We start from the raw sequence: 12,139 nt of genomic DNA, 5'->3' as shown, positions 1-12,139 counted from the left end.
CCCCTTCCGACCGGTGCTACGGGATACGGGCGACCGCGACGTAGACGCCGCTCATCTCCGGCTGAGGGGCCGGCGTGCCGCGGAACCACTCGGGGGCCGTCACCAGACCCGGCTCGACGATGTCCAGGCCCTCGAAGAAGCCGGCGAACTCGGCGCGGGTGCGCAGCGCGAGCCGGATGCCGCCCTTGCCGTACTCGGCCGCGCCCTGCACGCCGCGCTCGGGGTTCACGTCCGAGGCACCCTGGGACAGCACCACATAGCTGCCCGGCCGCAGGCTGCCCGCCAGGGTGCGCACGATGGCCCGCGGGTCCAGGTCGTCGGGGAGGAAATGGAGGAGACCCAGGAGCGAGAGTGCGACGGGGCGGTCGAAGTCCAGGACCTTGCGGGCCGCCTCGAGGATGGTGGCGGGCTCGAGCACATCCGCGTGCACGTATTCCGTGGCCCCCTCCGGAGCGCTGACCAGGAGGGCCTCCGCATGCCGCAGGACGATCGGGTCGTTGTCGCAGTAGACGACCCGTGAGCGCGGATTGATCTCCTGGGCGATCTGGTGGAGGTTCGGCTCGGTCGGGATGCCCGTGCCGATGTCCAGGAACTGGCTGACCCCCTCGCCGGCCAGCCAGGCCGTCGCGCGGTTCATGAAGGCACGGTTCTGGAACGCTCCCGCCTTCGCCTCGGCCGGCAGGTGCCTGGCCACCGCCTCGTCCACCGGGTAGTTGTCCTTGCCGCCGAGCAGCGAGTCGTAGACGCGTGCCGAGTGAGGCCTGCTGGTGTCGATCGGGGGCTGAGGTGTCCCAGTCGTCATGACGAGCTCCGTTGCAGATGAGGTGAACCGCTGCGCCTGCGAAGTCTGCCACAGCAACTCGTACGGATAAGGCCGTCGTTGACGCTGCAGGGTGACTGAGGCACCGGCCGGTCGAGGGTGTCGGGCTCGCCGCTGTCCGTGATCACGGAGGCGCCTGCGGCATGAGTTGTTGGCTGAAATCAGGCGTTGAGGCGCCCAATCGGGCATTTTCGGGCTGTGTCCGCTGCGATCCGGGGATGCCGCACCCGCTCCAGAGGCCTGCGTGACCGCTGGCGGGCATGGAACGGGCATCATCATCGGCGAAGCGGGCACCGTACTCACGCCTCGATGTCGCGATAACGCAGGCCACCAGCACGGGAACCTTTGAGGAAACGGGCATGAACGGGCGCAGCCCGTGGCGCGAAGAAGCTGGTCGAACAGCCGTTTCTGCTTGTACAAACAATGCGTGGCCCGAACGGACACCGGGACCACGGCAGATTCGCACTAGCGCAGGGATGGTGTCGTGGGCACCGAGGAACGCCGACGAGGAATACTCGAGACGGCTCGCCGGGACGGTTCGGTCGATGTGAACCGGCTGGCCGAACGGTTCGAGGTGGCCAAGGAGACCATCAGGCGGGATCTGCACACCCTTGAGGAACACGGTCTCGTACGGCGTACGCACGGCGGTGCCTACCCGGTCGAGAGCGCCGGGTTCGAAACCACCCTGGCGATGCGCACCACGCACCACGTGCCGCAGAAGTCCCGGATCGCGACGGCCGCCGCCGACCTGCTCGGTGACGCCGAAACGGTCTTCGTGGACGAGGGCTTCACCCCGCAGCTCATCGCCGAAGCCCTTCCCCGCGACCGGCCGCTGACCGTGGTCACCGCCTCCCTGGCCGTCGCGACGGTCCTCGCGGACGTCGAGAAGACCGCCGTGCTGCTGCTCGGCGGGCGCCTGCGCGGCAGCACCATGGCGACCGTCGACCACTGGGCCACCCGCATGCTCGCCGATTTCGTCATCGACCTGGCCTACGTCGGTGCGAACGGCATCTCCCGCCAGTACGGGCTGACCACCCCGGACCCGGCGGTCGGCGAGGTCAAGGCGCAGGCCATGCGCAGCGCCCGCCGCCGTGTCTTCGCCGGAGTTCACTCGAAGTTCGGAGCGGTGAGCTTCTGCCGTTTCGCCGATGTCGGAGACTTCGAGGCCGTCGTCACCGACACCGGGCTGCCGTCGGCGGAGGCCCAGCGCTACTCCCTGCTCGGCCCGAACGTCATCCGCGTCTGAACCGACCCGACGGCGGTCCCCGGACCGTCGTCCCCACCCGCCACCGACTCGTCCCCCGCTCCCGTCAGGAGGCCGGAGGACAGGCCCGCCATGCCCGGAACCGTCAGGAGAACCGGAGGGCACGGGCAGCGATCCGCGAGCCGCTACGACCGATCAGGAGAATTACTTATGCCCCACCAGCAACGACGCCGTGGGACCCGCGTGCGTGCGGTCGCGGGCACGGCAGTGATGGCCTTCCTCGCCGCCGGGTGCGCCGGAGCAGGCGGTACCGCGTTCGGAGGCGGTGACGCACTGAACGTACTCATGGTGAACAACCCGCAGATGGTCGAGCTGCAGAAGCTCACCGCCGAGCACTTCACCGAGGAGACCGGCATCAAGGTCCACTTCACGGTGCTCCCGGAGAACGACGTCCGCGACAAGATCAGTCAGGACTTCTCCAACCAGGCCGGACAGTACGACGTCGGCACCATCAGCAACTTCGAAGTGCCCTTCTTCGCGAAGAACGACTGGCTCCACCCGCTCGACACCTACGCGGCGAAGGACACCGCCTTCGACCAGGACGACATCCTCGAACCCCTGAGGGAGTCGCTCACCGCCGAGGGCAGGCTCTACGCCCAGCCCTTCTACGGCGAGTCGTCCTTCCTCATGTACCGCAAGGACGTCTTCGAGGCGCAGGGGCTGACGATGCCCGAGCACCCCACCTGGAAACAGGTGGCCGGACTCGCGGCGCAGGCGGACGGCGCCGAACCCGGCATGAAGGGCATCTGCCTGCGCGGACTGCCCGGCTGGGGCGAGCTCATCGCACCGCTCACCACCGTCGTCAACACCATGGGCGGTACATGGTTCACCGAGGACTGGAAACCCCAGCTCACGTCACCCGAGTTCAAGAAGGCCACGCAGTTCTACGTCGACCTCGTGCGCAAGCACGGGGAACGCGGCGCCTCCCAGGCCGGGTACGCCGAGTGCCTCAACAACATGACCCAGGGCAAGACCGCCATGTGGTACGACGCCACGGCCGGTGCCGGCTCGCTGGAGGCGGCAGGCTCCCCGGTCAAGGGGAAGATCGGTTACGTTCCCGCGCCGGTCGAGGAGACCAAGAGCTCGGGATGGCTCTACACCTGGGCGTGGGGCATCCAGAAAGCCTCCAAGAAGTCCGACGACGCATGGAAGTTCGTCTCCTGGGCCTCCAGCAAGGAGTACGAGTCGCTCGTCGGTGAATCCAGCGGCTGGTCCAACGCACCGGCCGGCAAGCGGGCCTCCACCTACGACAATCCCGAATACCGCCAGGCGGCAGGCGCCTTCGCGGACGTCACCGAGCAGGCCATCTCCGGCGCCGACCCGAAGAACCCGGGAACCCAGCCGCGCCCCGTGCCCGGCATCCAGTTCGTCGGCATCCCCGAGTTCACCGATCTCGGCACCAGGGTCGCGCAGGAGATCAGCGCGGCCATCGCCGGCCGCCAGTCCGTCGACAAGGCGCTGGCCACTTCCCAGAAGCTGGCCGAACAGGTCGCCAAGGAGTACCGATGACCACAACAGTCGGCACCACCCCCCAGTCACCACCCCGGCCACCCGCCGCCCCCGCCCGTAAGAAGACCGGTCCCCGGGCCTGGGCCACCAGGGCTCCGCTGCTGCCGGCACTGGTCTTCCTGATCGTCGTCACGCAGCTGCCGTTCGTGGCGACCCTGGTGATCTCCCTCTTCGACTGGAACTCACTCAGCCCCGACAAACGCGCCTTCAACGGGCTCGACAACTACGCCTCCGTCTTCACCGACGCCGCACTCCGGGACTCGGTCCTCACCACGATCCTGCTGACCGCGGGCGTCGTCATAGCCACCGTCGTCGTCGGCCTGGCCCTCGCGCTGCTCCTGGACCGTACGTTCTTCGGCCGGGGCATGGTCCGTACCCTGCTCATCACGCCGTTCCTGATCGTGCCCGTCTCCGCCGCACTCCTGTGGAAGCACGCGCTCTACAACCCCGAGTACGGCCTTCTCAACGGCGCGCTCAGCTGGCTGGGAGACCTCTTCGGCGATACGAGCCCGAGCCAGCCGGACTGGATCGCGGACATGCCGCTGCTCGCCGTCATCGCCGCACTCGTCTGGCAGTGGACGCCGTTCATGATGCTGATCCTGCTCGCGGGGCTTCAGAGCCGCCCCGCCGAGGTCGTCGAGGCCGCACGTCTGGACGGTGCCAGCGCCTGGCAGACCTTCCGGTATCTGACCCTGCCGCACCTGCGCAGGTACCTCGAACTCGGGGTTCTGCTCGGCGCCGTCTACATCGTGCAGAACTTCGACGCGGTGTTCACGATCACCGCCGGCGGACTCGGTACCGCCAACCTTCCCTACACGATCTACCAGACCTTCTACCAGGCCCACGAATACGGACTGGCGTCCGCCGCGGGAGTCGTGGTGGTGATCGGCACGATCATCATCGCCACCTTCGCGCTCCGGACCGTCTCGTCCCTCTTCAGTGAGGAGGCGAACCGCGCATGACCACTGCCACCGTCCCCGCGTCCGCTCCGTCCGCGCAACGGCTCCTGCGGCGGGCCAAGCGCCGGTCCACCGTGCTGGGCCTGCTGGCCTGGGCGGCAGGACTCGCCTTCTGCCTGCCCGCGCTGTGGATGCTGCTGACCTCGCTGCACGCGGAGCCGGACGCCGCCACCAACCCGCCGTCCGTCTTCGCGCCGCTCACCCTTGACGGCTACCGCGCCTTCTTCGGTGCCGACACCGGGGTCACCCCCTGGCCGCCCCTGCTCAACTCCCTGGGCGCCTCGTTCTTCTCCACGGTCCTGGTGCTCCTGCTGGCGCTCCCGGCGGCGTACGCCCTCTCCATCCGACGCGTCCGCAAGTGGACGGACGTGATGTTCTTCTTCCTCTCCACCAAGATGCTGCCGGTCGTCGCGGGCCTCCTCCCCATCTACCTGTTCGCCAAGAACGTCGGGATGCTGGACAACATCTGGCTCCTCGTCCTGCTCTACACCTCGATGAACCTGCCGATCGCGGTCTGGATGATGCAGTCGTTCCTCGCGGACGTGCCGGTCTCCGTCATCGAGGCCGCCCAGGTCGACGGCGCCAGGCTGCCGACCGTCCTCGCCCGGGTGGTCGCACCCATGGCCGCGCCGGGCATCGCGGCCACCGCGCTGATCTGTTTCATCTTCAGCTGGAACGAACTGCTCTTCGCAAGGGTGCTCACCGGCGTCGTCGCCCAGACGGCACCCGTCTTCCTCACAGGATTCGTCACCAGCCAGGGCCTCTTCCTGGCCCAGCTGTGCGCCGCGTCCGTCGTCGTATCCCTGCCGGTGCTCGCCGCCGGCTACGCCGCCCAGGACAAACTCGTCCAGGGCCTGTCTCTTGGAGCAGTGAAGTAATGCGGGCAGCGATCGTCGAAGCCCCCGGCAAGGTCTCCGTCACCACCGTCCCCGACCCGACGCCCGGTCCGCGTGACGTCGTCGTGTCCGTCGCGTCGTGCGGACTGTGCGGGACCGATCTCCACATCCTGCAGGGCGAGTTCGCGCCCACCCTGCCGATCGTTCCGGGCCATGAGTTCGCCGGGGAGATCGTGGGCATCGGCCGGGACGTCACGGAGCTGGCCATCGGCGACCGGGTCGCCGTCGACCCGTCCCTGCACTGCCACGAGTGCCGTTACTGCCGCATCGGACGCGGCAACCTCTGCGAGCGCTGGGCGGCCATCGGCGTCACCGTGGCCGGCGGCGCGGCCGAGTACGCCGTCGCCCCTGTGGCCAACTGCGTCAAGCTGCCCGAGCACATAGACGTCAAGGACGCGGCCCTGATCGAGCCGCTGTCCTGCGCGGTGCGGGGCTACGACGTACTGAACAGCACCCTCGGCGCCGAGGTGCTCATCTACGGCTCCGGGACCATGGGCCTGATGATGCTGGAGCTCGCCAAGCGCACCGGGGCCGCGGGCGTCGACGTCCTGGACGTCAACCCCGACCGCCTCGCCACGGCCGGGCTCCTCGGCTGCTCCCGGTCGGCGGCCGGGGCGGACGAGCTCGACCGCCCCGGCGGCTGGGACGTCGTCATCGACGCGACCGGCAACGCGGCCGCGATCCAGGACGGTCTGGGCCGCGTCGCCAAGGGCGGCACCTTCCTCCAGTTCGGGGTCGCCGACTACGCGACGACGGCGGTCATCGAGCCGTACCGGATCTACAACCAGGAGATCACCATCACCGGATCGATGGCGGTCCTGCACAGCTACGAACGTGCCGCCGCGCTCTTCGCCGCCGGCGTCCTCGACCCGGCCGTCTTCATCAGCGACCGGCTGCCGCTCGAGCAGTACCCGCAGGCCATCGACCGCTTCAAGGCCGGCATCGGCCGCAAGATCGTGGTCGAGCCGTGACGGGCGGGCCCGGCGCCGTCCTCGTGCTCGGCGAGGCCCTCGTGGACCTCGTCCCCGAGGCCGGGGACGGCGGCGTACGATCCGCTCAGTTCGGCGGGGCCCCGGCCAATGTCGCCGTCGGGCTGGCCAAGCTCGGGACCCCGGCCTCGTTCGCCGGGGGCCTGGGCGGCGACGGTTTCGCCCGGATGATCGAGGAACGGCTGCGGGCGGCCGGGGTCGACCTCAGCTTCTGTGAACGCTCCGGCCTGCCCACCGCGCTGGCCGTCGCCGAACCGGGCGACGGAGGTACGGGGTACCACTTCCACCTCCAGGACACGGCTACGTTCCGGCTGCCGGACCTTTCCACTCGGGCCGCCGGGTTCGGTGCCGTGTACGTGGGCGGCCTCGCGGCCGTCGTCGAACCGGCGGCGTCGGCCGTGCGGGCGACCGCCCTCGCGGCTGCCGAGCACTCCCTCCTCGTCGTGGACCCCAACGTCCGCCAGGACCGCACCCTGGGCGCGGACCACGGTTCGGCGACGCTGCGCGAACTGTGCGGCCTCGCCCATGTCGTGAAGGCCAGCGACGAAGACCTGGAAAGGCTGTGGCCGGGGACCGATCCGGAGGAGACCTGCCGGAAGCTCGCCGCCGCGGGACGGCTGGTGATCCTCACCCGGGGCGCGAGGGGCAGTACGGCGTACACCGCGACCGCGCCGCCCGTGTCCGTCGCGGCCACACCGGTCGAGGTCGTCAACACGATCGGGGCGGGGGACGCGTTCACCGCGGGCCTGCTGAGCCGGCTGGGGGCTCTCGGCACCTTCACGGCGACACCGCATCCGGAGGAGGTCAGGGACATGCTGCTCTTCGCCTCCGAGGCGGCCGCCTCGGTGTGCGCGCAGGCGGGCACGGAGCCCTCCGTCGCCGCCCGTCTCTGAGGGGCACAGGACATGCGCACCCGCGCGGGGGGTGCGCATCCTGGCTGTGTGACCTGGAGCCACGAGGGCAGCCGGGCGCCTGATGTCTGTCCTGGTGCTCGCCCAGGCCGTGGTGAGCGCCGTCGACGCCGTCGGGGGGTACGCGGGTGGCGTCCACCTGCGCTCCCCGCCCCGGGGCCTGCTGCTGATGGCAGTGCTCGTGGGGCCCCCGGCCGGCAGATACGTCCCCTTCGAGGGGGTCGGTCCGATGCGCACATTCCCGGTGTGCAGACACTCACGACCGGCCGTCGGACTCGCCCTGGTCATCGGGGACGTCCAGGGCACGGTGCCGCCGCTGCAGCCACCATGGGGCAACTGCCGAGCGCCGTACGGGCGTTCGTGTTCATCGGGCGTGCACCGCAGGAGATCATGAGCGCCACCGACCACTGCTCATCGGCCTCGACCCCGGTCATTCGCCAGCTGCTGCTACGTCCTGCCCGACCCCGCGACCGGAGCCGCCCGGGCCGTAGCGCCGGGCACCCGCAGCCCGTCCTGCGGCATCCCGGCGGCAGGACCGAGGTCCTGGACCTCCCAGGGGGCGTGGTGCTCGGCGTCGACCTGGAGGCCTCGTATCCCGTCACCGAGCCGCGGCTCGGTGACGGGGGCAGTCCTGGACCTGTTCACGGACGGGCTCGTGGAAAAGGCGGGTACGGACATCGACGAGGGAATCGAGCGTCTGCGGGCCAGCCTGGACACGGTGGGCCATGCGCCACCCGCCGAGACCGCTGACCGCTGACCGCATCATCGGACAGGCCGGCAGGACGAGGACCGGCCCGACGACATCGCGCTTCTCATGGCCGCCCGCCGGGCGCCGCCCCGCTGATTCCCGCCGGTCACACCGGACGCGGTGTCCGTCATACGGAACGCGCGAGGTGCGGACTGCGCCTCGGCGCGTGGGTGAGGCATTCTCTGCTGGTCGGGCAGAACGGGTCCGTGGCGGTGAGTGGATCTTCCGCCGCGGTCTGTAGCGAGAAGGATTCGGAACCAGATGGCAGACAACTCGGACCTGTTGGCCTTCGTGCGGGCACGCCTCGCCGAGGAGGAGAGCATCGCGCGGGAAGCGGGCGGCGACGGCTGGCGCACCCCGGCCGAGGCACCCGGTGAGGTGCACGACCGCACCAGCGGTATCGCGTTCGTCGTACGGTCGCGTGCTTACGACCGGCACATCGCCTTCCAGGACCCGGCGCGCACGCTGCGCCGCATCGAAACCACCAGGGTCCTCCTGGACGAGTACGAGGAGATCGCGGCCCTGGACACCGACCGCCCGGCCCAGGACTTCACCTCGGGTCGCGCCGTCGGGCTGGGGTTCGTCGTCCGGCAGATGGCCGCCGAATACGCCGGGCATCCCGGCTACCGGGTGAAGTGGCTGCCCCGGTTCTCCCACTGGGGCCCGTCCTCCGCTCCGGAATGAAGGTATGCCGGGATGCCCCCGCGCCCGTTCGCCTCGCGGGGCTGCCGCCCACCAGGAATGCTGGAGTGGAGTCGAGGCACCGTCCGTGCGCGGGACGACGGTGCGGAACAGATCGCGGCCCGACCTTGAGGAGACGCGGATGACGGGCACAGCCGGTCCTTTGAAGGGCCGTGTCGCCGTCGTGACCGGCGCGGCGCGGGGCGTCGGCGCGGCCGTAGCACGGGATCTGGGGAGCCGTGGCGCCACGGTCGCCCTGATCGGCAGGGAAGAAGCGGGCCTGACAGCGGTGCGGCACTCTCTCTCCGGCCGGGCGCAGTGCTGGGAGGTCGATGTCGCCGACGATTCCGCCATGGCGGAGGTGGCCGGCGACATCCGCGCGCAGCTCGGGCCCGTTTCGGTCGTGGTCGCCAACGCGGGGCTGGCCGAGGGCGGCCCCTTCGCCGAATCCGACCCATCGACCTGGCGGCGCGTGATCGAGGTGAACCTGATCGGCAGCGCGATCACCGCGCGCGTCTTCCTTCCCCACCTGCGAGCCACACGTGGTTACTACCTTCAGATCGCCTCGCTGGCCTCCATCGGCGCCGCGCCCATGATGAGCGCCTACTGCGCTTCCAAGGCCGGTGTGGAGTCCTTCGCGCACGCGCTCCGCGCCGAGCTCGCCCATGAGCACGTCGGGGTGGGCATCGGCTACCTGAACTGGACCGACACCGACATGATCCGTGATGCCGACCAGCACCCCGTACTGCGCGAGCTACGGGCACACATGCCCAGGCCCGCACGCAAGGTCTATCCGGTGGAGACCGTGGCGCGCCGCATGGGGCGGGCGGTCGAACGGCGTAGTGCCGCCGTGTACGTGCCCGCATGGCTCCGCGCCACGCAGCTGGTGCGTGCCGCGATGCCCCCGGTCGTCACGGCCGTCTCCAAGCGCGAGCTGCCCGAACTGGGGCGGAGGGCCCCGCTCGTGCCCACAGGGCTCCTCGGAGCCGGCGGCCGGGCCGACGCCGTAGGCCGCCAGGAGCCGGACGGCTGACTCGCGTGCCGCCCGGAGCGGACACGACCCGGACCACGTCCGCTCCCGGATCCGGACTGAGTACGGGGGAGCAGCTCGTCTGAGTACGTGCCCCGATGGCGTCGCACACCCCCGCCGGTCAAATGGGGACCATGCTCCCCGACGCGCCGACGCGCCCCCGCATCCAGAACCTGACCAGCGCCGGAACGGCGTTGGCCGTGACCCTGCTCCCGCTGGCCGTCGGCGTCCTTCTGGCCAGGACGATGGCACTGGATCCGATGACACCCGTGAACGCGCTGGTCACCAGCGGCGGTCAGCGCGTCCGTCTCGCCCCTTCACGATGGATGCTGAAGGCTCGAACGCACGAGCTCCTGTCCCGACGGTAATGGAACATCCGTCCAGGTAAGCGCTGTCGCTTTTGTTACATGGATCCGCGTGGGCGGGAGTGGAGCGCCCGGGGGAGCCGGGTCGGGGCGGACCAGGCGCCACGATCGGGTGGACCGTTCGCCGGAAGGGTCGGTGCAACGATCAACGGTTGACAGGCCTACGATCGCCGGGATCCGTGCCGGATGCAGTCGTGTGTGACAGAAATGTCCGCACTTCGTCACATGGACCAGGGCACCTTTCGGCCACCTCGAAAGCGGGACAAAGTTTGCGTTCCCGGCACGACGCCGGGTCGGAAAAACGCCCGGCGCTCCATTTCGGGCCCGCACGAAGAGGGGTTTCCATGTCCCGTTCCGCACGACGGATCACCGCCACCGTTCTCGCCTCAGGCGCCCTGCTCGCCGCAGCGGCCCTGCCGGCCACGGCCGATGGCCGTGACCACGGTCACAACCGGCCGGCGCAGCGCTCGGCAATCGTCCTGGGCGAGATCCAGCACGACAGCCCGGGCCGTGACAACGGCTCCAACCGAAGTCTGAACGCCGAGTGGGTCACCGTCACCAACACCGGTCGTCACGCCGTCAATCTCCGGGGCTGGAAGCTCACCGACGAGAGCCGCCGCTCGTACACCTTCGACCTGCGGCTGCCCGGCCGCTCCTCCGTCCGCGTCCACACCGGTGTCGGCCGTGACACCCGGCACGACGTGTACCAGGACCGCCGCAACTACGTGTGGGACAGCCGGGACACCGCCACGCTCCGCGACGACCGCGGGCGCAGGGTGGACTCCGAGTCCTGGGGCCGGCACCGCGACGGCGGTCACCGCGGCAACCGCTGAACGGCGTCGGCAAGGGGAAGCGACGCTCTCCGTGACTGACTCGTGACCGAAACGGCGTACCACGGCTCAACCCCGTGGTACGCCGTTGTCCGTGCGGTTCGCGGCCCCGTGGGGTGGGGTCTGTGCATCGGGGGGCGGTGAGTGATGTCAGGATGGACTCATGACCATCAAGGCGTATTTCGACATCACCATCGACGACCAGCCCGCAGGGCGGATCGTGTTCAACCTTTTCGACGACGTTGCCCCCAAGACCGCTGAGAACTTCCGTGCGCTGGCCACCGGTGAGCAGGGCTTCGGCTACGCCGGCTCGCCGTTCCACCGGGTCATCCCGGACTTCATGCTCCAGGGCGGTGACTTCACGAACGGCAACGGCACCGGCGGCAAGAGCATCTACGGCGAGAAGTTCGCCGACGAGAACTTCACCCTGAAGCACAACAAGCCGGGTCTGCTCTCGATGGCCAACGCGGGCCCGAACAGCAACGGCTCGCAGTTCTTCATCACCACCGTCGTCACCCCGTGGCTGGACGGCAAGCACGTGGTCTTCGGCGAGGTCGCCGACGAGGCCGGCATGGCGCTCGTCCGCAAGATCGAGTCGTACGGCTCCTCGAACGGCAAGACCAAGGCGAAGATCGCCGTCTCCGAGTCCGGCGTCCTCTGACGCACTCGACGGGGCTCCCGGCCGGTTTCCGCGGTCCGGGAGCCCCGAGCCGCGTCCGGCACCTGCCCGTCCGCCCGGCTGACCCGGCGGGCGAGGCGCAGCGGTGTCGTCCCCGACGACGTAGATCACGGACCGCAGTGCCCCACTCCGGTGACGCACCGGGTGCGGCGAGCGCGACAGCGCACCGGAGTGACCGTGAACTCGGTGATCGCCGGGCCCACACACACCGGCGGCGTCGAGAACTTCGTCCGCGAGCCCGTGGGCAGGGACCTTCCGTGGGACGAGGCCCGGCGCGCGTTCATGCGCCTGTACCGTCCGCAGTCCCTGCTCCCACGCCTGATCGAACCTGAGAGGTTGCGAATCTCGTCGTCCGCCTCAGCTCCCCGCAGGCATCGGCCACCACGGGCGCGGCCGTGCGGGTGGACGGCGGGTACATCGACTCGATCGTGCCCTGACCTTCCGGGCTGGCATGATCG

The 12,139-nt window shown here is 69.8% G+C and carries 14 protein-coding genes and 1 pseudogene; 14 read left to right on the top strand and 1 reads right to left on the bottom strand.

Annotated features, from left to right (window positions below; genetic code table 11):
- Nucleotides 1-16: 16 nt before the first annotated feature.
- Complete coding sequence (locus tag ACWD04_RS06655) at nt 17-802, bottom strand: SAM-dependent methyltransferase (RefSeq protein ID WP_451128808.1); 786 nt, start codon at nt 800-802, stop codon at nt 17-19.
- Between the two features lie 502 nt (nt 803-1,304).
- On the opposite strand from ACWD04_RS06655, the gene ACWD04_RS06650 reads away from it, so the two are divergent.
- The 14 genes and pseudogenes from ACWD04_RS06650 to ACWD04_RS06585 form a co-directional block, all read left to right on the top strand.
- Nucleotides 1,305-2,066: a DeoR/GlpR family DNA-binding transcription regulator gene (locus ACWD04_RS06650; protein ID WP_451128806.1), complete on the top strand. Its 762-nt coding sequence runs from the start codon at nt 1,305-1,307 to the stop codon at nt 2,064-2,066.
- Between the two features lie 168 nt (nt 2,067-2,234).
- Entirely contained in the window at nt 2,235-3,593 is a 1,359-nt protein-coding gene (locus ACWD04_RS06645; RefSeq protein WP_451128804.1) for an ABC transporter substrate-binding protein, read from the top strand.
- Nucleotides 3,590-4,555: a carbohydrate ABC transporter permease gene (locus ACWD04_RS06640; protein ID WP_451128802.1), complete on the top strand. Its 966-nt coding sequence runs from the start codon at nt 3,590-3,592 to the stop codon at nt 4,553-4,555. Before ACWD04_RS06645 ends, ACWD04_RS06640 begins: the two co-directional genes overlap by 4 nt.
- Nucleotides 4,552-5,430: a carbohydrate ABC transporter permease gene (locus ACWD04_RS06635; RefSeq protein WP_451128800.1), complete on the top strand. Its 879-nt coding sequence runs from the start codon at nt 4,552-4,554 to the stop codon at nt 5,428-5,430. The genes ACWD04_RS06640 and ACWD04_RS06635 overlap by 4 nt, the downstream gene beginning before the upstream one ends.
- On the top strand, nt 5,430-6,419 hold the full coding sequence (locus ACWD04_RS06630) for a zinc-dependent alcohol dehydrogenase family protein (protein WP_451128798.1): 990 nt from the start codon (nt 5,430-5,432) through the stop codon (nt 6,417-6,419). Before ACWD04_RS06635 ends, ACWD04_RS06630 begins: the two co-directional genes overlap by 1 nt.
- Complete coding sequence (locus tag ACWD04_RS06625; protein WP_451128796.1) at nt 6,416-7,330, top strand: PfkB family carbohydrate kinase; 915 nt, start codon at nt 6,416-6,418, stop codon at nt 7,328-7,330. Before ACWD04_RS06630 ends, ACWD04_RS06625 begins: the two co-directional genes overlap by 4 nt.
- A gap of 82 nt (nt 7,331-7,412) precedes the next feature.
- The gene (locus ACWD04_RS06620) at nt 7,413-7,742 is read left to right on the top strand and encodes a hypothetical protein (protein WP_451129250.1); all 330 of its coding nucleotides are present in this window, start codon (nt 7,413-7,415) and stop codon (nt 7,740-7,742) included.
- The gene (locus tag ACWD04_RS06615; RefSeq protein ID WP_451128794.1) at nt 7,676-8,098 is read left to right on the top strand and encodes a SpoIIE family protein phosphatase; all 423 of its coding nucleotides are present in this window, start codon (nt 7,676-7,678) and stop codon (nt 8,096-8,098) included. The genes ACWD04_RS06620 and ACWD04_RS06615 overlap by 67 nt, the downstream gene beginning before the upstream one ends.
- A 259-nt stretch (nt 8,099-8,357) precedes the next feature.
- Nucleotides 8,358-8,780 carry a DUF6221 family protein gene (locus tag ACWD04_RS06610; RefSeq protein WP_451128792.1) on the top strand — a complete coding sequence of 141 codons (423 nt, stop codon included), beginning with the start codon at nt 8,358-8,360 and terminating at the stop codon, nt 8,778-8,780.
- A gap of 139 nt (nt 8,781-8,919) precedes the next feature.
- Complete coding sequence (locus tag ACWD04_RS06605; protein WP_451128790.1) at nt 8,920-9,810, top strand: SDR family oxidoreductase; 891 nt, start codon at nt 8,920-8,922, stop codon at nt 9,808-9,810.
- A gap of 131 nt (nt 9,811-9,941) precedes the next feature.
- Nucleotides 9,942-10,175 carry a hypothetical protein gene (locus ACWD04_RS06600; protein ID WP_451128788.1) on the top strand — a complete coding sequence of 78 codons (234 nt, stop codon included), beginning with the start codon at nt 9,942-9,944 and terminating at the stop codon, nt 10,173-10,175.
- Between the two features lie 341 nt (nt 10,176-10,516).
- On the top strand, nt 10,517-11,005 hold the full coding sequence (locus ACWD04_RS06595; protein WP_451128786.1) for a lamin tail domain-containing protein: 489 nt from the start codon (nt 10,517-10,519) through the stop codon (nt 11,003-11,005).
- Nucleotides 11,006-11,165: 160 nt separating this feature from the next.
- Entirely contained in the window at nt 11,166-11,663 is a 498-nt protein-coding gene (locus ACWD04_RS06590; RefSeq protein ID WP_451128784.1) for a peptidylprolyl isomerase, read from the top strand.
- Between the two features lie 183 nt (nt 11,664-11,846).
- A pseudogene (locus ACWD04_RS06585) lies at nt 11,847-12,118 on the top strand (SDR family oxidoreductase); the annotation flags it as partial.
- Nucleotides 12,119-12,139 lie beyond the last annotated feature (21 nt).

The sequence above is a fragment of the Streptomyces sp. NPDC002911 genome, assembly GCF_053591835.1.
Note: the sequence above shows the minus strand (reverse complement) of the source record. Positions and strands in the feature narration are given on the sequence as shown.

What these genes read in the sequence shown, in the direction of transcription:
- ACWD04_RS06605 (WP_451128790.1), top strand. Translation starts at nt 8,920, where the DNA reads ATGACGGGCACAGCCGGTCCTTTGAAGGGCCGTGTCGCCGTCGTGACC.
- ACWD04_RS06610 (WP_451128792.1), top strand. Translation starts at nt 8,358, where the DNA reads ATGGCAGACAACTCGGACCTGTTGGCCTTCGTGCGGGCACGCCTCGCC.
- ACWD04_RS06630 (WP_451128798.1), top strand. Translation starts at nt 5,430, where the DNA reads ATGCGGGCAGCGATCGTCGAAGCCCCCGGCAAGGTCTCCGTCACCACC.
- ACWD04_RS06635 (WP_451128800.1), top strand. Translation starts at nt 4,552, where the DNA reads ATGACCACTGCCACCGTCCCCGCGTCCGCTCCGTCCGCGCAACGGCTC.
- ACWD04_RS06595 (WP_451128786.1), top strand. Translation starts at nt 10,517, where the DNA reads ATGTCCCGTTCCGCACGACGGATCACCGCCACCGTTCTCGCCTCAGGC.
- ACWD04_RS06590 (WP_451128784.1), top strand. Translation starts at nt 11,166, where the DNA reads ATGACCATCAAGGCGTATTTCGACATCACCATCGACGACCAGCCCGCA.
- ACWD04_RS06600 (WP_451128788.1), top strand. Translation starts at nt 9,942, where the DNA reads ATGCTCCCCGACGCGCCGACGCGCCCCCGCATCCAGAACCTGACCAGC.
- ACWD04_RS06640 (WP_451128802.1), top strand. Translation starts at nt 3,590, where the DNA reads ATGACCACAACAGTCGGCACCACCCCCCAGTCACCACCCCGGCCACCC.
- ACWD04_RS06615 (WP_451128794.1), top strand. Translation starts at nt 7,676, where the DNA reads ATGGGGCAACTGCCGAGCGCCGTACGGGCGTTCGTGTTCATCGGGCGT.
- ACWD04_RS06620 (WP_451129250.1), top strand. Translation starts at nt 7,413, where the DNA reads ATGTCTGTCCTGGTGCTCGCCCAGGCCGTGGTGAGCGCCGTCGACGCC.
- ACWD04_RS06645 (WP_451128804.1), top strand. Translation starts at nt 2,235, where the DNA reads ATGCCCCACCAGCAACGACGCCGTGGGACCCGCGTGCGTGCGGTCGCG.
- ACWD04_RS06655 (WP_451128808.1), bottom strand. Translation starts at nt 802, where the DNA reads ATGACGACTGGGACACCTCAGCCCCCGATCGACACCAGCAGGCCTCAC.